The following is a 22,705-nucleotide window of genomic DNA, read 5'->3' as shown; positions in this document are numbered from 1 at the left end:
ACCGGCACAGCCGGATCCGCTTCGTCACCCCATCAGAGCGCCATGGAGGGAAAGATCATCAGATCCTGGCACTGCGCCATGAGCTGTATGAGCGGGAGCGCCGGAAAAGACCTGAACGGTGGTCAGGGCAAACACGTAACTGGGAACCGGTAGGAACGGTGTTGCTGAATCCGGATCGGGAACAGCAGACCGAACAAAAAGCGGCATAGCAGAACGGTTGACGCGACAACTACCTTGAAAAACGCCGGTGGTGGGGCAAGAGCCCTTTGGTTACTTTGGGGCTCTTTTCCAAAGTGACCCGCTGTCAGAGCGGAACCCTAAGTGGCCGTTACCGCAGGAATGGATATGTACCCGGTATAGCTGTGTCGCCTGTCAGGCCGCCTTCGCGAGCAAGCCCGCTCCCACAGTTTGATTGCGGGGTGTCAGGTAGATTGGCATCGGCTGGCAGGCCGTCATCGCAGGCAAGCCAGCTCCCACATTTGGATCGCGGTGCGTCAGCTCGATCAGCGTCGGCTGTCAGTCCGTCACGGGAGCAAGCTCCCTCGCCACAGGTCCAGCGTCGCCCCAAAGTTGTGTAGATACCTATGCTCATCGGGGGCAAGCCCCCTCCCACATTGGTACTCGGTGCAGCCAGGATTATTGAGCCGGCCGCAACAGCTGCATTTGCTGGCGATAGTCATCCGTCACCTGCCGCGCCTGGCTGCTGCTGGTAATCACCCGGGGCGTGATCAACACGATCAGCTCCGTACGGTCCTTGGACTTGCTGGTATTGCCAAACAACCAGCGCAACCCCGGGATCTTGCCCAGGTAAGGCACGGCACTGACACTCTCAGCGTTGTCTTGCTTGATCAACCCGCCAAGCAACACCGTCTGCCCACTCTGCACCGCCACCTGGGTGGACACCGAGCGTGTGGAGATCCGCGGATTCACCGGTGTGTCGCTATTACCCACCTGATTCTCGGCATCGCTGACCTGCTGCTGGATGTCCATGTACACCAGGCCGCCTGGATTAATGCGCGGCACCACGTCCAGAATCACCCCGGTCTGCACATATTCGACGCTGCTCAGGGTGGTGTCGGCGTCACCGGTGTTGACGGTGGTCTGGCTGATGGGAATGTTGTCGCCCACCTGGATCTGCGCCGGCTGGTTGTTCATCACCACCAGCGACGGCGCCGACAGCACCTGGGTGCGACCGTTGGTTTCCAGGGCGTGCAGGGCCACTTGCAGGTTGGAGCTGACGAAGGAGTAGAACAACGAATCCGCCGCCCCCAGCCCTGCCCCGCCACCGCCCAGTGCGCCCTGGCTGCCGGAGGCATTGGCCACCGTGGTGCTGGTGGAATTGCCGGCCAGGCGGCCGAGGTACCACTGCACGCCCAGGTCCAGTTCACCGGTGAGCTTGACCTCGAGGATGCGGGTCTCGATCTGTACTTGCAGCGGTGGGTTGTCCAGGCGCTTGATCGCCGCTTCGATCTCCTTCCACTGCGCCGGGCGGGTGCGCACCAGCAGTTGGTTGCTGCTCTTTTGCGCGGTGATGCGGGTGCCGGCCTCGAGGTCGCTGGTGGGGGCCGCCGGGGTGTTCTCGCCGCTCTGCGGCTCGGGTTCCTCGGGGGCTGGCACAGGGGTGTTGGCTTGCAAACCGGCGCTGGTGGACGACGACAATGTAGTCGTACGCAAGCCCGGGGCGACCTTGGCGGGTGTGTCGTCCTTGATCGCGCCGTTGCCGTAGATCTGCCGCAGGTATTTGGCCAGGTCGGCGGCCTTCATATTGCGCACGTCGTACACATACATCTGCGGTTCGTTGCCGCCGCCCTCGTCGATGGTGCGAATCCAGTCGCCCACCTCGCTGAGGTACTCGGGCTGGGAAGAGATCGCCACCACCGAATTGGTGCGTTCGACCGGCAGGAAGCGCAGCATGCCCGCCAGGGGCGTGCCGCTGTCGGCGCCGAACATGGCTTGCAGCTCGGGCATCAGTTCGGCCACCGAGGCGCGTTGCAGGCCGAATACTGCCACCGACATGCCCTTGAGCCAGTCCACATCGAAGGTGTCGATGGTGTCCTGGTAGTTGGCCAACTCTTCCGGGGTGCCGGCCAGGCTCAGGACATTGCGTGCCGGGTCGACCAACAGAAATGCATTCTCTCGGGCAAACGGCTTGAGCAGTTTCTGCATCTCGGTGGCGGAGATATAGCGCAGCGGGAACAGCCGCGCCGAGAGGCCGCTGGACGGTTGCGCCACGCGCATCTGCGGCACCAGCTTGCCCGCCACCGCCTGGTTGGCCGGCAGGATCACGTAGCGGTTGCCCTGCTTGATCATGGCGTTGTCGGTCCACGACAGCAGCGTCTCGAGAATCGACAGCGCCTGCTGCTTGTCCACCGGTTTGGAGGTAGAGAAGCTGACATTGCCCTTCACCCCCTCGGCGATGCTGTAGTTCTCATGCAGCAGGTCGCCCATCACGCTGTTGATCACCGCCTCGATGGGCTGGTCGGCGAAGTTGAACACGATGTCGCCGCCCTGCTCCGGCACTTTCACGGGCGCGGTGGGCTGGCGCACGAAGCCTTGATTGCCGCGAATCAACTGGCGTTGCGGCGGTGTCGGGGCGGTCGGCTGCGGGCTTTTTTCAGTCACGGGCAACTCGGGCGGCGGGCGTTGCGAGCCGGTGCCCTGCAGTGCTTCGTGCAGCAGGTCGGCGTCCGGGTCGAGGGTGGCGGGCAACGATCCACAGCCGCCCAGGGAGACGGCAGTGGCCAGGCAAAACAGCGAAGTGCGCATATCGATCAAGGGAGGGGCTCGCGGGGATGGGAAATAAGGGGTAACCGCTTGCCGTAGAGGCTCAGGGTCTGGGTGCGCCCGTCCAGGGCGAAACGGGCGTATTGCGGGGTCAGGTGTTCCAGGCGCCAACCATTGGGCAGGGTCTGGCCCAGGCGTACCGTCAGCGCCGGGCCATCGGCTTGCTTGAGCATGGCCATTTGCAGGTTGCCGGTGATCATGATGCCGCTGAGGGTCAGGTTGGCCAGGCTGGCCACCCGCACCTTGCCTACCACCCGGTCCGGGTGGCGGTCCGGGCTGAACAGCGGTGCTTGCCAGGTGGCAGCCAGATCCTGCAACACCAGCGCAGGAGCGGCTTGCACACTGACGGAGGGCTGCGCAGGCACCGGCGCTGCGGGCAGCCACCGCGGTTCATCGCCGATGCTGCTGAGGATCACCGCCATCAACAGGCCTAATAAGCCGGCCAGGCCCAGCAAGCTCCATTCCAATGGGCGCAGTGAGCCGATCATGGCGCCACCCGCGCAGGTTGCAGGTAACCACGCACCAGCAACTGCACCGCCAGCTTGCCCGCCCCACCAGTGGCCGGCGCCTGTTTGCTGCGGCGGATGCGCAGCTCATCGACAAACAGAAACGGCGGCTGATATTCCAGCGCATGCAGGATCGCGGTCAGCGGTTCGATGGCGCAGTTGAGCGTGAGGCTGACCTTGACCTGGCGGTAAGGCTCGCTGTCGTCCTGTTCTGTGGTGATGGGTTTGCGCTGGGTGAGGGTGCAGCCGCCGCCAAGGTTGGCGTGGCTGTTGATCAAGTCGGCGAGGCGCTGCATCAGGTCGGCAGCGACCACGTCGGGATCATCGCCGGGCAACAGGCTGGCGCTGCTGGCCGGGTCTTGCCGCGCGCGCTCAAGCTGCTCGCGCAATGCATCGCCCTGGCGCAATACGCTGGCGTAACGTTGCTGCTGTTCACGCAACTGCTGGGCTTGTTCGCCCATGGCCCGCAGCGGCCCGGCAAACCAGCTGTCGATCAACAGCCAGTAGGCCGCACCGAGCACCACGGCGAGAATCAACAAGGCCCCGCCGCGACGTTCACGGGGCGTGAGGGGTCGGCGCATCGGCGGCCTCCTGGCGTAAGTGGGCGCGCAAGGCAAACTGGTCCTTGCCGGTGCGCGCATCGGGTTGGATCACGCCTTCGAACTGGGCATTTTCCAGGCGCCGGCAGCCTTTGATGCGGGTGATCAGGCCGCTGGCCTTGGCACTCTGGCCAGAGAACGTCACCTCGCCCTCCTTGACGGCCAACTGATCAAGCCAAGTGTCGGCGGGCAGGCAGGTGGTCAAGTCGTTCAGCAGTGCGGCAAGGGGCGGTTGTGCCCGTTTGCGCTGGGTGAGGTACTGTGCTGCGCCGCGGGTATTGAGCAGTTGCTGGCGTACTGCGTGCACCTGGGCGACCTGGGCTTTTTGCTGCTGTACCGTGGCGTGCATGGTGTCGAGTACGCGCTGGCGGTCGTTAAGCCACAGCAGCATCGCGGCGATCAGCAAGGCGCCGCATAACCACGGCAAGCTGCGCTGCAACTGCTTTCCAGCTGGCCGTTGGCGCGGGCGTAGCGGCGCGGGCAGCAGGTCGATGCCCAGGCCCGCCACGTCCACGCGGTGCGGATGCAAGCCAAGGGCGGCGCAGTCGCTGAGCATCTGGTCCAGGCGCTCGCGCAGGATCGCCACCAGTGTTACCTCAAGGTGACTGGATGTGCGCCGCTCCTGGCGAGCCACGAAGTACAGCTGCTCCGCGTCGAACGGGGTGTAGCGGTCCAGTTCATAGCCGACTACCTCCGTGAGGTTGCGCGCAGCAGCCAGGGGCAATTGCACGCGTTGCTGCAACACTGCGTCGGGAGCGAGCATCAGCACCTGGCGTGTATTGCCCGGCGCAACCGGCATCGTCAGCGGCCAATGATGGACCTGCTCAGGTGGCTCCTGCAGGGCCAGCCACTTCGGCACACAGGCGCGCAACTCCGTGAGCCACAGGCGCCAGCCTTGTTGCAACAGGCTGCCGCGCCACTGCCTGGCGATAGGTTCGAGTCGATTCATTCTTGCCACCGCACGACCCGATAGGGCTGTGCGCTGTCCTCCGCGGGGCTCAATAAGACGGTGAGTTGCAGGCGCGCCTGATAGCCGCCGGGGCGTTCGGCGCGGCTGTCGATTTCCAGCACCTGGCCAGGGTCGACGCCCTCGGCGTTTTGGCGCGGCAGGTTCAGTGCCTTGCGCATCAAAGCGCTGGCGAATGCCGGATCGGGTCGGTCCAGGTCGCTCCACAGGGTGAGCTCCGGCAACAGTTGGCTGTAGAGCGCCTGGGTCATACCGGGCAGTTGACGCACTTCTTCCAACACCCGAAACGGTGCCAGGCCCCGTTCACGACGTGCCTCGAGGGCCTTGACCAGTTGCTGGGCCTGGGCCGGTGTGGCACCGCAGGCCAGGGCCAGGCGCAGCAGGTCATCGGTATGGGCGTTGACCAGGTACAGCTTGCCGCGCTCACTGCGCAGGCGCACCTGTAAGCGGGCATCATCGAAGGTCAGCGCGATAGCACGACCATCCGCCACCCAATGCCCATCAGCCATGACCTGGGCGATCCCGGCTTCGGCGGCCAAGAGTGCCTGGGTGTGCTGGCGATGCCACAGCGCCTGGCGACTTTCCAGCTGTACCCAACCCGCCAGACCGCCAAGCAACACGCTGAGCAAGGCCAGCACCCACAGCACCAGCAACAGCGCCGCACCGCGTTGGCGCCTCATTCCTCAATACTCGCGCTGGACAGATTCAGGCGCAGGGCAATCACCTGGGTCACCCAAGGCACCGGCCCGTTGACGCTGGCGTCGATGCGCACCGCAGCGGGCAAGCGCCTGGGCCAGGGCCAGGTGCTCAACCAGCCGGAGGGCTGCCCCAATGGCGAGACACCACGAAAACTGAATCGCAGCGCCTCGACGTTATGCAGCAGCACCTGCGGCTCATCGCGCTGGGCGTTGGTGTGAGACTCCAACTGCGAGAACGCGACCTGCAGATCCTGCTCGACCCGTTGCAGGGTAAAGCGCTGGATGCCACCGCCGAGCACACCGGGCAAGGTCGACACAAACTGCAAGCGCTCTGGCGTCGCGATAAAAAACCCATCGGCCTGGCTGTCGTCCTCAGTCACATCCAACGGCAGCGCCTCGCTGATGGCGGTGCGCAAGAACTGTTGGGCGGCGCGCATTTCATCCAGGCTGGCGGTGTAGCCCTGGGCCTTGGCCACCGCCCGGTTGGCCCCGAGCAACGCGCCGCCCACCAGCAGTACCAACACCGAAAGCAGACTGAGCACCACTAGGATCTCCAGCAAGGTGAAGCCCTGCTCGCGGCGCTTCACAGGCGCGCCTTCAAGGTGCTGAAACGGGCCTGGTGCGAGCCTTCGCGCAGGCTCAGGTCGAGGCGAAACAGATGGGGCTGTTGTCGAGTGCTGGTCAACTGCCAATGGATGCCATCGAGTTCGCCCTGGCGGGTGCCCTCGGTCAACGGGCCGGCCGCTTCCTGGTCGAGCACGGTGAGCGCGGCATGGGTGAGCCGGTCGCTGTGGGCCACTTGCGACAACGAGCGCGCACTCTGGCCGAAGGCAACCAGCAACACACTGCTGCACACCGCCATCAACGTCAGGGCGGCGAGCATTTCCAGCAAGGTGAAGCCGGCCTGGTGCTTCATGGCAGCGCCTTGGACTGCACGCTGCCCGTGAGCCAGCCAATGTCGATACGCCAACGCCGCGTGCCGTTGGCCAGCAACAGGTTGCCGCCGGTGGAACTGCCATCGGGATAGAACACCACAGCGGCGCCCGCCTGCTCGGCACTGTGCAACGTCACCTGCAACTGGGCAGGCCAGTGTTGCGGCGCACGCCCTGGGGCCTGGAAGCTCAGGCCCTGGAGATCGAACTCGGTGCGTGCCGCCTGGCCGCTGATAATCGCCCCTGCCCGCGTGGTGCGCAGCGCCTCGACCATCTGCCCGACCACCCGGCGCTCCTGGGCCACCTGCAGCCCCTGGCGCACCCCGAACGCCAGCAACCCGGCCGCGATGCCGATCAATACAAGCACCACCAGCATCTCCAGCAGGGTAAAGCCGCGCTGGGCCATGGGCGGGTTATTCCCAGTTGCCCAGGTCGGCACTGTAGCCCTCGCCGCCGGGCTGGCCGTCCTGGCCGTAGAAGATCAGGTCGAAGGCGCCGTGCTCACCGGGGAAGCGATAGCCGAAGCCATGGCCGAACGGGTCTTTCAATTCCGAAGGCTTGGCGTAGGGGCCAGCCCAGCTGGACGCATTGGCCGGTTTGTCCAGCAGCTGTTGCAGGCTGTTGGGCGGCGCGCCCACGTCCAGGGCGTAGCTGTCGATCTTCATGCTCAAGCTGGCCAGTTGCGCCTTGCCCGCGCCGTATTTGCCCTTATCCACATTGCCGCCGACCTGGCGCACCACAATGGTCGCGACGATACCCAGCAGCACGATCACCGCGAGCATTTCCAATAGGGTGAAGCCGCGTTGGCGATACCTGGTTTTCATTGATTCAGCTCCATGAAGGTTCATATATGGCTGGTAAGGCTCATCAGCGGCAGCATGATCGCGAGCATGATCACCGCCACCAGCACGGCCATGACCACGGTCAGGGTCGGCACCAGCGCCGCGAGCAGACGCTCGATTGCGCGTTTGGCCTCGATGTCGAAAATGTCGGCGACCTTGAGCAGCATGCTGGGCAGCTCACCGGCTTGTTCGCCGACCTCGATCATTTGCAGGGCCAACTCCGGTAGCAGCGGCTGGCGACCAAAGGCGTCGGCCAGGGTGCCACCGCCCTTGACCCGTTGCGCCGCCAGCGCCACTTGCGCCTGCAGCGCACGGTTGCTGCAGACCTGACGGGCGATGACCAACGCCGGCAGCAACGCCACGCCATTGCAGAGCAAGGTGCCGAGGGTGCGGGTCAGGCGGGCGGCTTGGACCCGCTGCAGCAGCGGGCCGATCACGCGGATGCCCAGCAGTCGACGATCGCAATGCTCACGACGGCCGGGGTCGCGCAGACGCGTCACCAGGATCCCCGCACTGATCAATACCCCGGCCAACAGCACCAGGCCATAGGCCCCCAGAAACTCGCCAAGCCCCAGGATCACTTGGGTGATCAGCGGAATCGGCACGCCCAGGTCCTGGAAGATCGGCACGAATTGCGGCACCACATAAGCCAGCAACAGCGCCAGCGAACCCAGCACGCCGATCACCAGGAACGCCGGGTAGATCAGTGCGTTGATCACCTCGCCACGCAGTAACTGGCTGCGTTCCAGATAATCGCTGAGCTGGCGCAGGGTCGCTTCCAGCGCTCCGCCGGCTTCACCGGCGCGCACCATGCTCAGGTACAGCGGGGAAAACGTACCGCCCTCCTCCTCCAACGCGACCGACAACGGCTTGCCGGCCTTGACCTGCTCGCGGATACGTTCGATCAATGCCCGCACCTGGGGTTGGCCAGGTTGCTTGAGCAGCAGGCCCAGCGAGCGCTCAAGGGGCTGGCCGGCGCCGAGCAATGTGGCCAGCTGCTGGGTGAAACTCACCAGCGCGGCGCCTTTTAACTGCCCGCGCGTCTTATGCAACAAGGGGCTGCCCGCCGTTTCGAGGTGCAGCAGCAACCAGCCACGTTTGTGCACGGCGGCGACGGCGGCGGCCTGGTCAGCGGCGTGCAGCGTACCGCTCTGGGCGACGCCCTGGCTGTCCAGGGCGCGGAATTTGAACAGGCTCACGCGTCCTCCCCACGGGTCACGCGCAGCACTTCTTCCAGGGACGTGACGCCCGCCAGCGCCTGACGCAAACCGTCTTCATACAAGGTGTGCAAACCGCCGCGGCGGGCCGCCTGCTCAAGGGTGGCGGCGTCGGCGTGACGCATCAGCAGGCTGCGCAATTCGTCGTTCATCACCAGCAATTCGGTGAGCGCACTACGGCCGTGGTAATCGCCGCGGTAGAGCAGGATCGGACGCTGCTCGGTCAATCGATCCAGGCCATGTGCCTGGATCAATGCCGGCGGCGCTTCGAAGGCTACCCGCGTGGCCGGGTCCAGGCGCCGCACCAGGCGCTGGGCGAGAATGCCGCTGACGGTGGAGGCAATCAGGTAGCTCTCCACGCCCATGTCGAGCAAGCGCGTGATACTCGCGGCAGCGCTGTTGGTGTGCAAGGTTGACAGGACCAGGTGCCCGGTGAGGGAGGACTGCACGGCGATGCGGCAGGTTTCCAGGTCGCGGATTTCGCCGATCATGATCACATCCGGGTTTTGGCGCACGATGGCGCGCAGCACTGCGGCAAAGTCCAGGCCGATGGCCGGCTTGACCTGGATCTGGTTGATCCCTTCGAGCTGGTATTCCACCGGGTCTTCCACGGTGATGATCTTGCGTTCGCTGGTATTGAGCCGCGACAAGGCGGTGTAGAGCGTGGTGGTTTTGCCCGAGCCGGTGGGCCCGGTCACCAGCAGGATGCCGTGGGGCCGTTCGAGCAGGTCGAGGAAGGCCGCCAGGCGCTGGCCGTCGAAGCCCAGGCTGGGGAAGTCGAACTGCACGGTTTGCCGGTCCAACAGGCGCATCACTACCGACTCGCCAAAACTAGTGGGCACCGTGGACACGCGCAGGTCCAGTTCCTTGCCCTGGATGCGCAGCATGATGCGCCCGTCCTGCGGCAGGCGCCGTTCGGCAATGTCCAGGCGCGCCATGATTTTCACCCGCGAGATCACCGCCGCCGATGAACTGGCGGGCGGCGCTTCGGCCTCGTGCAGCACGCCGTCGATGCGATAGCGCACCTTGAACTGGTTTTCGAAGGGCTCGATATGGATGTCCGACGCGCGCTGTTCCACCGCACGTTGCAGGATCAGGTTGACCAGGCGAATCACCGGTGCTTCGGACGCCATGTCCTTGAGGTGCTCGATGTCTTCATGGGCGCCGTCCTGCTCGTCGAGGTTCTCGATCAGGGTGCCCATGGCGGAACGGCCCTGGCCGTAATAGCGCTCGATCAGTGTGTCGACTTCATTGCGCGGGCCGATGGCCAGCCACACCGGCACCTGACAGGCATAGGCCAGGGCCTGGAACGGATACAGCTGCGCCGGGTTGGCGGCCAGTACGCGCAGTCCTCCTTCGCTCCAGCCCATGGGCACCACTTGGTAATGCCGCATAAAGCGCTCGGTCAAGACCGGCAGCGGGTCGAGCAGCGGCGGCGCGGCGTCGGCCAGCAGCAAGGGCGCATCCAGCAGATCGGCCCAGGCACGCGCCAGCTCGACCTCGGACACCAAGCCCAGGCGCGTCAGTAACCCCAGCAGGTCGCGGGGGTCAGTGGACAAGCGCTGGGCGCGCTCCAGGTCGAGGGATTTGAGCCCGGCATGCTGCATCAGCCACGCGCACACCTGGTAGGTGCGCGGGATAGGCAGCTTGCAAGCATCAATGGGGGCTGACGACATCATCCAGGAATATCTAAGGTTGCGAAAAGTATGGCTATTTGAACTACCGAACAATGCCATTAGTTCGCCACAGCCCATAAGGGAGTTAGCCGGGGGTATCGACTGGAAGTTATAGCGCTAGTTCCGGCTCACAGGGGAATTAAATACAAAACATTGCCAAATGCACTGATATAGAGCGTTAGCAGCCAATAGCCACTAGTTGCAATTAGCCATACTTCTTATTAATTCAAGCACTTTCCCGTTCAATTAACCGGCAATGCAAGAAGATTGCGTCGGGCCTGCTGGCTTGGCCCATCAGCGCATGGGTATCTACACAACTTCAGGTGCGCCGCAGGCCCCTGTGGGAGGGGCGGTGCGACGATTCGACTTGCTCCCGATGGCGGCCTGGCAGCCCACCAGGATGTTGGAGTTTGATCGAGTACATATCCGTTATTCAGGTAACGGCTACTTAGGGTTCCGGCGGGTCACTTTGCAAAACCGGCAAAGTAACCAAAACCGGCGTTTTTCAAGGTAGTTGTCGCGTCAACCGTTCTGCTATGCCGCTTTTTGTTCGGTCTGCTGTTCCCGATCTGGATTCAGCAGCACCGTTCCTACCGGTTCCCAGTTACGTGTTTGTCCTGACCACCGTTCAGGTCTTTTCCGGCGCTCCCGCTCATACAGCTCATGGCGCAGTGCCAGGATCTGATGATCTTTCCCTCCATGGCGCTCTGATGGGGTGACGAAGCGGATCCGGCTGTGCCGGTGTTCGCTGTTGTACCACCGCATAAAATCCCTCACCCAAGTCCGCGCAGCGTCCAAGCTGGCGAAGCCTTCCAAGGGCCATTGCGGGCAGTACTTCAGTGTCCTAAACAGTGATTCCGAGTACGGGTTGTCATTGCTTACGCGTGGACGACCGCGAGAAGGCGTGATGCCAAGCTCATACATTTTGCTTAACAGCGTCACCGATTTCATTGGCGCTCCGTTATCAGAGTGCAACACCAAGGGCTCACGCAGGCACTTCTCGTTGATCACGCTGCGTTGCAACAGCGCAGCAGCCTTTTCACCACTTTCTTCATCATAAACTTCCCAACCTACCGCCTTGCGGCTGTAAATATCTTCGATCAAATACAGGTAAAAATACTTACCGCGTATGGGCGAGGGAAGATACGTGATGTCCCACGACCACACCTGGTTAGGCTTCTGAGCCGCGTGCGTTGTCGGCATTACAATGCGCCGAGGCCGTCGGCTACGACCTCTGTGGTGTTGTTGGCCGGCTGCTCGCAAGATGCGATAAAACGTAGCTTCCGATGCCAGATACCGCGCTTCGTCTGCCAGGCGCGGAACGATCTGGCTGGGCGGTAAATGGGCGTATATCGGGCTGTTGCACAGGGTTACGATGGCTTGTCGTTCAATTTCACTCAGCGCATTTCGCGGCTTGGGCCGCAAGGTGGTGGTGCGCGCATCGGCCTGTAACTCTGGCGCCTGAGTCCAGCGCTGCAAGGTTCGCAGCGACAGTCCAACCTCTTGGCAAGCGCGTAATTTTCGGGCGCCTGCGACGATGGCTTCAATCAACCAGCCCACCAACAACTGCCGTTCCGGCAAAGAAGTCAGTTGTCCTCGCCGTCGGTCCCCCAGTAATCGTTGAGCTTTTTTCGCAGCACTAACAACGCTGCGGTTTCGGCCAACGCAGCGTCTTTACGGCGCAGATCGCGCTCCAGCTCCAGGATGCGTTTCTTGTCTTTACGCGTCTGCTCATGGTCAGCCATTTTTTGGATCTGCACCGCCTCTTGACCGCTGATACAGGCTTGACGCCAAGCATTGATCTGCTCGGGGTAAAGGCCGTTTCGACGACAGTACTCACCTAATTCAAGTTGCGTCAGGCTGGCTGTTTCAATGACAGCGGTCAACCGGGCCTCAGCAGACCATTTATCAGAAAGCGATATATCTTCTGGCACTTTGCTTCCTTGGACACTGGCCATCTTGCGCCAGGTATACAGCGATACATCGCTGACCCCTTCACGGCGACAAACTTCGGCTACCGTCAGGTTCAGCGGGGGAAGCAACATCTTAAGCAATGTGGCTTTACGTTCGGGTGAATAGTACGTCACAACCTGTCTCTTTCCGCCCTCGGTATGCTTTTTGGGGGTAAATCAGAAGAGGCGACAACTATCCTGACACCGGGGGCCACCACTCGGCACCTCGCCTAGGCTCGGTGTGCCCGTAATCCGCCAGGGATTTGGGGGGCCGCCGCCACGCGCCATCCATGGCGCGGGGCGGCTAAACCGGCATCCCTGCCGGTTTACCCCCCAAATCCCTGTCGAATTCCGGCCAGCGTGGTTTAACGGGGCGCCTGAGATCAAGATCAAGAGCGACTCGCTTCGCATCGTGGTTACCGTCGGCTGCTACAGCCTACAAAGTTGTGTAGATACCTATGCCCCGATAGCGCTCTGAAGACACAGATGTGCAAGCTGACACACTGCAATCGGGGGCAAGCCCCCTCCCACATTTTTGATCAGTGCTTGGTCAGTTGGATTTGCTGCTTGGCCAGCTTCACCACATTCTCCACGGTGAACCCGAACTTCTCCTGCAACTTGGCCAGCGGTGCCGAGGCGCCGAAGCTGTTCATCACCACCTTGGCGCCGGTCTGCCCGACATAACGGTCCCAACCCAAGGGACCTGCCTGTTCCACCACCACCCGAGCTTTTACTGCGGGTGGCAAGACGCTGTCGCGGTAAGCCTGGTCTTGATCTTCAAACAGTTCCCAACTCGGCATCGAGACCACTTGCGCGGCAACGCCTTCGCCCTTGAGCTGCTCATAGGCGGCCACTGCGAGGCTGACTTCACTGCCTGTGGCGATCAGAATAACCTCAGGTTGATCCGCACCGGCCAACACATACGCACCCTTGGCCGCCCCGGAGGCTGGCGCGTATTTACTGCGATCCAGCGTAGGCAGCGCCTGGCGTGACAGCACCACACAGCTCGGCCGGTGGGTTTGTGCCAGGGCCACTTTCCACAGTTCCAGGGTTTCATTCGCGTCGCCCGGGCGCAGGGTCAGCAGCCCCGGGGTGGCGCGCAATTGGGTCAGGTGTTCGATAGGTTGGTGCGTTGGCCCATCCTCGCCTACGCCGATGGAGTCATGGGTGAATACGAAGATCACCGGCAGTTCCATGATCGCCGCCAGGCGGATCGGCGGTTTCATGTAGTCGCTGAACACCAGGAAGGTCGAGGTGTACGGGCGCAGGTAGGATAGCGCCATGCCGTTGGCAATCGCGCCCATGGCATGTTCCCGGATACCGAAGTGCAGGTTGCGCCCACTGTAGTCGTCGGCGCTGAAACGCCCGGCGCCGTCGAAGGTGAGGTTGGTCTTGGTCGAGGGCGACAAATCCGCCGAGCCGCCCAGCAGCCACGGAATCTGTTGGGCAAAGGCATTCAGTACCTCGCCACCTGAGGCGCGGCTGGCGACGCCCTTGGCATCGGCGGCGAAGTTTGGCAGGTGCGCTTGCCATTGCTCGGGCATTTCCCCGGCGCGCATGCGCTGCAGTTCATCGGCCCGTTGCGGGTCGAGGGACGCCAGGGTCTGGTTCCACTCGGCGTACAGCGGTTCGGCGCGTTCGTAGAGGGCGTCACGCAATACCGCACGGGCCTCTTCGGGCACCAGGAAACTCGAATCCTGCGGCCAGCCATAGGCAGCCTTGGTCAGGCGAATTTCGTCTTCGCCCAACGGCTCGCCATGGGCGGCGGCGGTGTTGTGTTTGTGTGGCGAACCGTAGCCGATCACGCTGTCGACCACGATCAGGGTCGGTGCGCCGGTGTTGGCCTTGAAAGTTTCCAGGGCCACGCTCAAGGCCTGCAAGTCATTGGCATCGGTGACGTGCACGGTGTGCCAGCCGTAGGCCTGGAAGCGCTTGATCACGTCTTCGCTGAACGCAAGCTCAGTGTGGCCCTCGATGCTGATGGTGTTGTTGTCGTAGATCCAACACAGGTTATCCAGCTTCAAGTGCCCGGCCATCGACGCCGCTTCGCTGCTGATGCCTTCCATCATGTCACCGTCACCGCACAGGGTGTACACGTCGTAGTCGAACAGCACCTGGCCGTCGCGGTTGAAACGCTCGGCCAGCCAGCGTTCGGCCATCGCCATGCCGACGCTGTTGGCGCAGCCCTGGCCCAGCGGGCCGGTGGTGGTTTCTACGCCGGTGGTCATGCGGTACTCGGGATGGCCTGGCGTCTTGGAACCCATCTGCCGGAACTGCTTGATATCGTCGAGGCTGATGGCCGGCTGGCCGGAGCGCTTGCCGTGCGCGTCAATCTCCACCACACCGGCCAGATGCAACAGCGAATACAGCAACATCGACGCATGCCCCACCGACAGCACAAAACGGTCGCGGTTAGGCCAGTCCGGATGCTCGGGGTGATAGCGCAGGAAGCGACTCCACAATGTGTATCCCACCGGCGCCAGGCCCATGGGCGTGCCCGGATGGCCCGAGTTGGCCTTCTGCACGGCATCCATGGCCAGGGTGCGAATAGTGTTGATGCATTGGGTGTCGGCAGCAGTGGCAACGTGATTCATAAACCGTTCTCCCTCGGGTGGCGATCTATAGTGGAGGGCAGGGCACGGCAAAGGTTTGATCCCATCGCCAGGGTTACGACGAACGGACGCGGATTGACCTGGCACATGACAAGACCGGTTGGAATGGGCTAGCTTCAAGGACGTAGGCCATTGAATAACTTGTGGAGGTACGCCATGCCAGTGAAACACGACCTGTATCAGGACTTGGGTTTTAGCAAGGAAGCCGTTCACGAACGCAGGGCGAGTGACAAGCGGCTGGACGCGTTGCTCACGCAATATGACGTTGCGGACGGGGAGGTGCTCAAGGCAGAAAAAGCCAGTGCCAGCGATGAGGATGTGGAAGTCCTGAAGAAGAAACGGCTGCTGATCAAAGACGAGATTGTGGGGCGCTTGGGTTAACAGCAGCGCGGCAATATTTGTTCAGATTTACCTGCGGGACATTATAGGACTCAGTCTCTATGATGCGCCCCGTCCACCCGGCTCTGGGGACTGTTGTGGCGCAAGGATTGTGCCGCTGAGCCGGGGAGGACACCCTATTTCATGCCAGCAGTGTGCCCAAACATTCATCAATGGAACGCTGCTGCGTCTGGCCGTAAAGCTGCAGCTCATCGATCGTCTTGCGCCCCAGCGCCTGTTCGAATTGCGCCTGGTTGGAGTCGGCCGCGTAATGACTTTGCGCCGCATCCCCCAGGTTTGACTGGAAGATCCCCGCCGCACTCACCGGCAGGAAATCCTCATACACCAATGGCTCCACCGCCACGTGACCGGCGCTGACCAGCGCTTGCAACTCACGCGGCTGGTCGGCCTGTCCGCGTGCCGCCATGCCCTTGTCGGTGACGAAGTAGCGGTAGTACGCCAAGCCCTGTTCCCGCATCTGCGCATGATCATCGGGGAACGCCTGGAAGTGCTGTTCCAGCAATTGCACATATCGTTCGGCGTTGGCTTCAGTGGGGAACGCGCCGAGTTCGTCGCGGGCGGCGTTCAGCAGTTGGTCGTACAGCGCACGGCCCTTGGGCGTCAGTGCGACACCGCGTTGTTCGATTTCGCCGAAGCGTGCGCTGTGGCTGCCGTGGGCATCGGTGAAGGCGATGGGTTCGTCGAGGGCCTTGAAGCTGGTCTGGCGCAGCAGGATCGGGCATTGGCGCCGCGGTGGGCCTTCGATCACCGCCTTGGGCGTGATGCCTTTGCCGGGCATGGCGGCCTGCACCTGGTCGATGTCCAGGGTGCGTGGGGTGAGATGGTTGATATGCGGGCCCTTGAACGCCACCACGTCGGCAATCAGACGGTGTTGGTCGCTGAGTTGCTGGTACTGCGCGCGCGTCACCGTGGCGGTGTGGTGCCAGCGGAAAGTCTCCAGGGCCTGGCTGATAAAAACCTCGGCGTCACTGGCATTCAGGCCACCTTGTGTTTCGGCTTGTTCGATCAATGCCAAGGCGCCGGGGGTGAAGATCGAGCGCTTGGCCAGGGCGCTTTCGGCGAACGTGCGCAACGCTGGGTTTTCAATCAGTTCCAGGCGCAGCAAGGAGGTGAACACGCGGAACGGGCTGGTTTGCAGTGCGTGTTCATGCACGGCGCGAAAGGCGGTGGAATGCACAGGCACCCCGGCAGGGGTGAGGTCGTAGTAGCCCACCGGTTGCATGCCCATCACCGCGAACAAGCGGCTGATGGTCGCCAGTTCCGCGGCGGTGCCCAGGCGGATGGCGCCGTGGCGCTCCCTGTCCAGGCGCTGGATTTCCCCGGTGCGTTGCAACTGTTGCGCCAGGCGCGGTTCGTAGTTGAGCACACGGGCATTGGTCTCGGCCACCAATTCCAGCAGCGCGCCGTACAACGGAACTTCATCGCGGTACATGTCGGACATGGCCTTGGAAAAACCCTTGCGGATCTCATCGGGGCTGACATGTGCAGTGGCGTGCATAGAAAAATTCCTGATGGCTATGGCGATGAAAGTGGCCTTTGCCTGATTTTGTTGAGCCGCAACCCGGCTTGCAAACGAAGATTCCTCTGGACTTCATTCTGCAAATGAATGATGACCTGAACATGAGAAAACCAACTCGCCCGATCTTCAACGACATCCACTTTTCAAGTCTTCATGTGCAACCGGCCGTCATTGGGTTTTACACTGCCCCTCACTGTGTAGGTGATGGAGGACTCAATGACGGCCGTACCCGCAACCCGCCTGCTGGACACAATTGAAGGCCAGCGCCTGCTCACGCAGAACGCCGAGCGTTGGCGCGAGTGGGGCCCGTACCTGAGCGAACGCCAATGGGGCACGGTGCGCGAAGACTACAGCGCTGACGGTGATGCCTGGGCGTACTTTCCCCATGAACAGGCACGCAGTCGCGCCTATCGCTGGGGCGAGGACGGATTGGCCGGTTTCAGCGATAAAGCGCAACGCTGGTGTCTGGGCCTGGCGCTATGGAATGAGCGCGACGCGATTATCAAGGAGCGCCTGTTCGGCCTCAACAACGCCGAGGGCAACCACGGCGAAGACGTCAAGGAACTGTACTTTTTCGTCGACGGTATACCGAGCCATGCCTATATGCGCATGCTGTACAAATACCCCCATGCCGCTTTTCCCTATGCCGATTTGATCGCCGAAAACGCCCGCCGCGGGCTGGGCGATGCCGAGTATGAAATCCTCGACACCGGTGTGTTTGAAGACAACCACTACTGCGACGTCAGTGTCGAATATGCCAAGCACCAGCCCGACGATATTTTCATGCGCGTTACCGTGCACAACCGCTCGGCCCAACCAACGCGCCTGCAGGTGCTGCCCCAGCTGTGGGCGCGTAATGACTGGAGCTGGACCTTCGATGCGCCCAAGCCCAGCTTGACCCTGGAAGGCGACCGCGTGTTGGCCCGTCATCATGAACTGGACGATCGTCATCTCAGCGCCTGGGGCCAGGACGGCGTGCAATGGCTGTTCTGCGAAAACGAGAGCAACTTCGCCAAACTGGGTGGGCAGCCGGCGCCAGGGCCGTTCAAGGATGGCATCAACGATTACGTGGTGGAGGGTGATCAAGGGGCCATTCGCGGTGACGCGGGCACCAAGGTGGCGGCGCGATTCAGTCTTGAACTGGCGGGCCTGGAAAGCCAAAGCCTCTATCTGCGCTTTGCCCCTGTGGACGCCCCCAAGATCAACGCACGCAAGTTGTTCGAACAGCGCCGCCAGGAGGCCGATGACTTCTACGCAGCCTTGCAACAAGGCATCGCCGATGAGGATGCGCGCAATGTGCAGCGCCAGGCCCTGGCCGGCTTGCTGTGGTCCAAGCAACTGTACTATTTCGACGTTAACCAGTGGCTCGACGGCGACCCGGCCCAGCCTGCGCCGCCGCCCGAGCGTTTGCATATGCGCAATACCCATTGGCGGCACCTGTCCAACTTCGACATCCTGTCCATGCCCGACACCTGGGAATACCCGTGGTATGCCTCCTGGGACCAGGGCTTCCAGGCGGTGGCCATCGCGCTGATCGACCCGGGTTACGCCAAGCAGCAGCTGTTGTTGCTGGTGAAGGACCGCTTCATGCACCCCAACGGCCAGTTGCCCGCCTATGAGTGGCGCTTCGACGACGCCAACCCACCCGTGCATGCCTGGGCCAGCTGGCGCGTGTATCAGCAGGACAAGGCGCTGACTGGCGTCGGCGACATGGACTTCCTCGAGCGGATCTTCCACAAGCTGCTGCTGAATTTTTCCTGGTGGGTCAACCGCAAGGACGCCGAGGGCCGCAACCTGTTCCAGGGTGGGTTTCTCGGCCTGGACAATATCGCCTTGTTCGACCGCTCCGCCGCGCTGCCACCGGGTTACCAGTTGGATCAAGCCGACGGCACCGCCTGGGTCGCGGCCTATGCCCTGGACCTGATGCGCATCGGGCTGGAACTGGCCAAGCGCAATGTCGTGTACGTGGACATTGCCGTGAAGTTTTTCGAGCACTTCCTGTACATCGCCGGCGCCATCAACCGTGTCGACGACAGCGCCGAAGGCTTGTGGGATGAGCAGGATCTGTTCTTCTACGACGTGCTGCATCGCCCCGACGGCCAGAATGAACCGGTGCGCCTGCGTTCGATCGTCGGCCTGATGCCGTTGTTCGCGGTGCTGGTGCTGGAGCAGCGCGAGCATGAGGGCCTGGAAGGCTTGCGTGAGCGCCTGCTGGGGTTTATGCATCACCGACCGGACCTGGCCAAACTGGTTTCACGCTGGAACGAGCCGGGGCAGGGCAACCGCCTGTTGCTGGCGTTGCTGCGCGGTGAACGCACCAAGGATCTGCTGCGGCGTATGCTGGCTGACAATGAGTTCTTGTCGGCCTTTGGTGTGCGCTCCTTGTCCAAGGCTTTTGCAGAACAGCCCCTGGCGCTGAAGATGAATGGTGACACCCTGTGCGCCAGCTACCAGCCCGGCGAATCCGATTCACGCTTGTACGGCGGCAACTCCAATTGGCGCGGGCCGCTGTGGATGCCGGTCAACTACATGCTGATTGAATCGTTGCGGGAGTTTCATCGCTACTACGCAGATAATTTCTCGGTGGAGTACCCGACGGGCAGCGGTTACCTGTCGTCCCTGGAAGAAGTGGCCGACAGCCTCAGCGAGCGCCTGACGCGGTTGTTTCTGCGGGATGAAAATGGCCTGCGACCGTCAATGGCGGGGTATGCGCAACTGGAAGCGGACCCGGCCAGCCGTGACCTGGTGTTGTTCCATGAGTATTTTCATGGGGAGACGGGGCGGGGGTTGGGGGCATCACACCAGACGGGGTGGAGCGCATTGGTGGCGTTGTTGCTGCAACCCGGAATCTGAATACCACCGCAGGCCCGATGTGGGAGGGAGCAAGCCCCCTCCCACAGGGATCCAGGGTTACCCGTGAATCAGGAAGGAAACAGCTCGCTCAGCTTCATCGCCAGCATCATGTCGCCTTCGGTGCGCAGCTTGCCGCCCATGAATGCCTGCATGCCGTCGGTGGAACCGTCGACGATGCCTTCCAGGGTTTCGCTGTCCATGACCAGGGTCACTTGGGCGTCAGGGTTTTCGCCTTCCTGCAGTTCGCAGGTCTTGTCCTTGACCACCAGCGAAAAGTTCTTGGTGTCGTCGATGCGGAAACCGAATACCAGGTCCAAGCCTTCGGCAGCGCTTGGGTTGAATTTGGCTTTCATTGCTTCTACAGCTTTGGCTACGTCAGTCATGGTTTCGATCCTTTTATGGTGAGTCCAGCGACCTTGGGGTCACGGTTGGCCGCAGCTCATCGGAAAGTGATGAGCTGCGGCGCCTTCAACAGTTGCAAGTGGGCATGGTTGTTGAAGGAAGCCAGTGCCACCTCGCGACCGCGGAATTTCAGCTGGTTGAGCGAGGTGTTAACAATTTGCCAGTTCATTTCGAACGCCTGGGCGGCGGGCATCCGGGTAATCAGGTGGAGCAGGGCGGTGATGGTGCCGCCGGAGGTGAATACGGCGATCTTGTCGGCGTTGTCGGCGGCCTCGAGGATACGCTGCAGGCCGCCCTGGACGCGTTCGACAAACCCCAGCCAGCTTTCCAGCCCCGGTGGGTCATAAGTGCCGGCCAGCCAGCGCTCGACGATCAGCGCGAAGATACGCTGGAACTCGCTGCGGTTCTGCGGGCCGTTACGCAGGATGTGCACGGCATCGGGCTCGCTGCCGAGCAGGTCGGGCAACAGGCCGCGGATGATCGCTTCGCCGTCGAATTCGTTGAACGCGCTGTCGGTCTCCAACGTCGGAACCGGCAGGCCAAGGGCGCTGTATTGATCGAACGTGGCGCTGGCGGTGTGCTGCTGGCGGCGCAGGTCACCGGCAATACAGCGGTCGAAGCTCAGGCCCAGGTCGGCCAGGTGGCGCCCGAGCACTTGCGCCTGCTCCACGCCGACGGGCGACAGGACGTCATAGTCGTCTGCACCGAAGGAGGCCTGGCCATGTCGAATCAGATAGATGCTGCCCACGTCCGTTTTCCCGGTACGTTGAAAGTCTGGCGAGGTTATGAGGATGCCTGCAAGCTGTCAATGAAAAAACATACGCTTGTTTTAAAAGCTCGTTGGAGCCCACCTGCTGGCGGTTTGATCACTGGCCCCTGCGCGATGGCGTCGGTATGCTGGGGCCATCCGCGCCTGGCGCAGTGCATTCTTAAGGAGACATATGGATTTTTTGGCCGAATACGCGAGCTTTCTGGCGAAGACCGTCACCCTGGTGGTCGCTATTCTGGTGGTACTGATCAGCTTCGCAGCCCTGCGCAGCAAAGGTCGTCGTAAATCCGCCGGCCAATTGCAGGTCAGCAAGCTGAATGATTTCTACAAGGGCCTGCGCGAGCGCCTGGAGTCGAGCCTGCTCGACAAGGACCAGCTCAAGGCCTTGCGCAAATCCGAGAGCAAGACTGAAAAGAAAAAGGGCAAGAAGAAATCCGAGCCCAAGCCGCGAGTGTTCGTGCTGGATTTCGACGGCGACATCAAGGCCTCGGCCACCGAGAGCCTGCGCCATGAAATCACCGCGCTGCTGAGCCTGGCCACACCCAAGGATGAAGTGGTACTGCGCCTGGAAAGCGGCGGCGGCATGGTGCACAGCTATGGCCTGGCTTCGTCGCAACTGGCGCGCATCCGTCAGGCCGGTGTGCCATTGACCGTGTGCATCGACAAGGTGGCGGCCAGCGGCGGCTACATGATGGCGTGCATCGGCGAGAAGATCATCAGCGCACCGTTCGCCATCCTCGGCTCCATCGGCGTGGTCGCGCAGTTGCCCAACGTCAACCGCCTGCTGAAAAAGCACGATATCGACTTCGAAGTGCTGACTGCCGGCGAATACAAACGCACCCTCACGGTGTTTGGCGAAAATACCGAGAAGGGTCGGGAGAAGTTCCAGGAAGACCTGGATATCACTCACCAGTTGTTCAAGAACTTTGTCTCGCGGTATCGCCCGCAATTGGCGATTGACGATGTAGCGACCGGTGAAGTGTGGTTGGGTGTGGCCGCCCTCGACAAACAGTTGGTCGACGAGCTGCAAACCAGCGATGAATACCTGGCCACCAAGGCCAAGACTGCCGAAGTGTTCCACCTTCACTATGCCGAGCGTAAAAGCCTGCAAGAGCGCGTGGGCCTGGCGGCCAGCGGCTCGGTAGACCGGGTGCTGCTGACCTGGTGGAGCCGTTTGACCCAGCAGCGGTTCTGGTAACCCAATACTCAAAACCAGGTAATCCTTTGTGGGAGCGGGCTTGCTCGCGAATACGGTATATCAGTCAATAGATTTGCTGGCTGACACTCCGCATTCGCGAGCAAGCCCGCTCCCACATTGGTTTTCGGCCATGTCAGGTCAAACGGGGTTTAATCGAGTCCGCCAACTGCGTAAGGATCAGGCAGCACGACACGGCCCCGGCATCCAGAACGCCGAGGGAGCGCTCACCCAAACGACTGGCCCGGCCAATCTTGGCCACCAGGTCCTTGGTCGAATCTCGCCCTTGGGAGGCGGCGGTTTTCATCGCCCCCAGCGCATCGTTGAAAGACGCCCCGGATGCATGTGCCTGTTCAAACGCCTCTACCGCAGGAATCAACGTGTCCATCAAGCACTTGTCGCCCACCCCCGCTTCGGTGATGTCCTGCAACGAGGTCAAGCCGCCGCGCAACAGATGGGCGAAGGTGGCGGCATCGATGTCTTCACAGTTGCGCACTTCGTCGGCCATGCCGATAAACAGGCTGCCATACAGCGGGCCCATGGAGCCGCCAATGCCTTCCATCAGGCTCAGGGTCAGTTCATCCAGGGCTTGCGCCAGGCTCAGTTGGCGGCCTTCGATAGTGCGTCCGCAGTGGGCGAAGCCCTTGGCCATGTTGATGCCGTGGTCACCGTCGCCAATGGCGCCGTCGACTTCGCTGAGGTATTCGCGATTGGCCACGATGACGCTGACCAGGTCGGCGACGATGGCGCTGCCGTCACGGGTGGAAAAGTGCTGGCTCATGT

At 62.2% G+C, this 22,705-nt stretch carries 20 protein-coding genes and 1 pseudogene; 4 read left to right on the top strand and 17 right to left on the bottom strand.

The genetic code is table 11. The features are described from left to right. Positions 1-209 (top strand): annotated as a pseudogene (locus tag TU73_RS28715) (IS3 family transposase); the annotation flags it as partial. Between the two features lie 427 nt (positions 210-636). Here TU73_RS28715 and gspD read toward each other — a convergent pair. The 13 genes from gspD to tkt form a co-directional block, all read right to left on the bottom strand. Further along, entirely contained in the window at positions 637-2,766 is a 2,130-nt protein-coding gene (gene gspD, locus TU73_RS24600; RefSeq protein WP_057014305.1) for a type II secretion system secretin GspD, read from the bottom strand. Positions 2,767-2,771: 5 nt separating this feature from the next. Continuing rightward, positions 2,772-3,272 (bottom strand): hypothetical protein, encoded by a 501-nt coding sequence (locus TU73_RS24595; RefSeq protein WP_057014304.1) that lies wholly within the window; start codon positions 3,270-3,272, stop codon positions 2,772-2,774. After that, on the bottom strand, positions 3,269-3,871 hold the full coding sequence (gspM, locus tag TU73_RS24590; RefSeq protein WP_057014303.1) for a type II secretion system protein GspM: 603 nt from the start codon (positions 3,869-3,871) through the stop codon (positions 3,269-3,271). Before gspM ends, TU73_RS24595 begins: the two co-directional genes overlap by 4 nt. Continuing rightward, on the bottom strand, positions 3,846-4,838 hold the full coding sequence (locus TU73_RS24585) for a PilN domain-containing protein (RefSeq protein ID WP_057014302.1): 993 nt from the start codon (positions 4,836-4,838) through the stop codon (positions 3,846-3,848). Before TU73_RS24585 ends, gspM begins: the two co-directional genes overlap by 26 nt. After that, positions 4,835-5,536 (bottom strand): hypothetical protein, encoded by a 702-nt coding sequence (locus tag TU73_RS24580; protein ID WP_057014301.1) that lies wholly within the window; start codon positions 5,534-5,536, stop codon positions 4,835-4,837. Before TU73_RS24580 ends, TU73_RS24585 begins: the two co-directional genes overlap by 4 nt. Continuing rightward, positions 5,533-6,141 (bottom strand): prepilin-type N-terminal cleavage/methylation domain-containing protein, encoded by a 609-nt coding sequence (locus tag TU73_RS24575; protein WP_057014300.1) that lies wholly within the window; start codon positions 6,139-6,141, stop codon positions 5,533-5,535. Before TU73_RS24575 ends, TU73_RS24580 begins: the two co-directional genes overlap by 4 nt. Continuing rightward, entirely contained in the window at positions 6,138-6,470 is a 333-nt protein-coding gene (locus TU73_RS24570) for a type II secretion system protein (RefSeq protein ID WP_057014299.1), read from the bottom strand. The genes TU73_RS24575 and TU73_RS24570 overlap by 4 nt, the downstream gene beginning before the upstream one ends. After that, positions 6,467-6,892 carry a GspH/FimT family pseudopilin gene (locus tag TU73_RS24565; protein WP_057014298.1) on the bottom strand — a complete coding sequence of 142 codons (426 nt, stop codon included), beginning with the start codon at positions 6,890-6,892 and terminating at the stop codon, positions 6,467-6,469. Before TU73_RS24565 ends, TU73_RS24570 begins: the two co-directional genes overlap by 4 nt. 7 nt (positions 6,893-6,899) lie before the next feature. Continuing rightward, positions 6,900-7,310, bottom strand: a complete 411-nt coding sequence (gene gspG, locus TU73_RS24560; RefSeq protein WP_057014297.1) for a type II secretion system major pseudopilin GspG — start codon at positions 7,308-7,310, stop codon at positions 6,900-6,902. A 20-nt stretch (positions 7,311-7,330) separates the two neighbouring features. Beyond that, entirely contained in the window at positions 7,331-8,527 is a 1,197-nt protein-coding gene (gene gspF, locus TU73_RS24555; protein WP_057014296.1) for a type II secretion system inner membrane protein GspF, read from the bottom strand. Continuing rightward, positions 8,524-10,221, bottom strand: coding sequence for a type II secretion system ATPase GspE (gene gspE, locus TU73_RS24550; protein WP_057014309.1), 1,698 nt, complete (start codon positions 10,219-10,221; stop codon positions 8,524-8,526). The genes gspF and gspE overlap by 4 nt, the downstream gene beginning before the upstream one ends. 534 nt (positions 10,222-10,755) lie before the next feature. Further along, positions 10,756-12,308 (bottom strand): IS3 family transposase gene (locus tag TU73_RS28710; protein ID WP_156421252.1). Its coding sequence is split into 2 segments (ribosomal slippage): positions 10,756-11,846 and positions 11,846-12,308, totalling 1,554 coding nucleotides; the frame shifts between segments, so codons are not numbered across the junction. Positions 12,309-12,712: 404 nt separating this feature from the next. Further along, positions 12,713-14,767 carry a transketolase gene (tkt, locus tag TU73_RS24535; RefSeq protein WP_057014368.1) on the bottom strand — a complete coding sequence of 685 codons (2,055 nt, stop codon included), beginning with the start codon at positions 14,765-14,767 and terminating at the stop codon, positions 12,713-12,715. Positions 14,768-14,941: 174 nt separating this feature from the next. On the opposite strand from tkt, the gene TU73_RS24530 reads away from it, so the two are divergent. After that, positions 14,942-15,166, top strand: coding sequence for an HP1242/YdcH family protein (locus TU73_RS24530; RefSeq protein ID WP_057014367.1), 225 nt, complete (start codon positions 14,942-14,944; stop codon positions 15,164-15,166). Positions 15,167-15,305: 139 nt separating this feature from the next. Here the strand turns inward: TU73_RS24530 and hglS are convergent, their stop codons facing one another. Then, positions 15,306-16,682 (bottom strand): 2-oxoadipate dioxygenase/decarboxylase HglS, encoded by a 1,377-nt coding sequence (hglS, locus tag TU73_RS24525; RefSeq protein WP_057014366.1) that lies wholly within the window; start codon positions 16,680-16,682, stop codon positions 15,306-15,308. 237 nt (positions 16,683-16,919) lie between these two features. On the opposite strand from hglS, the gene TU73_RS24520 reads away from it, so the two are divergent. Further along, entirely contained in the window at positions 16,920-19,556 is a 2,637-nt protein-coding gene (locus TU73_RS24520; protein ID WP_057014365.1) for an MGH1-like glycoside hydrolase domain-containing protein, read from the top strand. Between the two features lie 68 nt (positions 19,557-19,624). On the opposite strand, the gene TU73_RS24515 is transcribed toward TU73_RS24520, so the two are convergent. Then, positions 19,625-19,939, bottom strand: coding sequence for an SCP2 sterol-binding domain-containing protein (locus TU73_RS24515; protein ID WP_005788868.1), 315 nt, complete (start codon positions 19,937-19,939; stop codon positions 19,625-19,627). A gap of 56 nt (positions 19,940-19,995) precedes the next feature. Continuing rightward, positions 19,996-20,706, bottom strand: coding sequence for a histidine phosphatase family protein (locus TU73_RS24510; protein WP_057014364.1), 711 nt, complete (start codon positions 20,704-20,706; stop codon positions 19,996-19,998). A 193-nt stretch (positions 20,707-20,899) separates the two neighbouring features. Here TU73_RS24510 and sohB point away from each other — a divergent pair, with 193 nt between their 5' ends. Further along, positions 20,900-21,925 (top strand): protease SohB, encoded by a 1,026-nt coding sequence (sohB, locus tag TU73_RS24505; RefSeq protein WP_057014363.1) that lies wholly within the window; start codon positions 20,900-20,902, stop codon positions 21,923-21,925. Positions 21,926-22,058: 133 nt separating this feature from the next. On the opposite strand, the gene dhaL is transcribed toward sohB, so the two are convergent. Beyond that, positions 22,059-22,703, bottom strand: a complete 645-nt coding sequence (gene dhaL / locus TU73_RS24500; protein ID WP_057014362.1) for a dihydroxyacetone kinase subunit DhaL — start codon at positions 22,701-22,703, stop codon at positions 22,059-22,061. Between the last annotated feature and the right edge of the window lie 2 nt (positions 22,704-22,705).

The sequence above is a fragment of the Pseudomonas libanensis genome, from assembly GCF_001439685.1.
GTDB lineage: Bacteria > Pseudomonadota > Gammaproteobacteria > Pseudomonadales > Pseudomonadaceae > Aquipseudomonas > Aquipseudomonas libanensis.
Note: the sequence above shows the minus strand (reverse complement) of the source record. Positions and strands in the feature narration are given on the sequence as shown.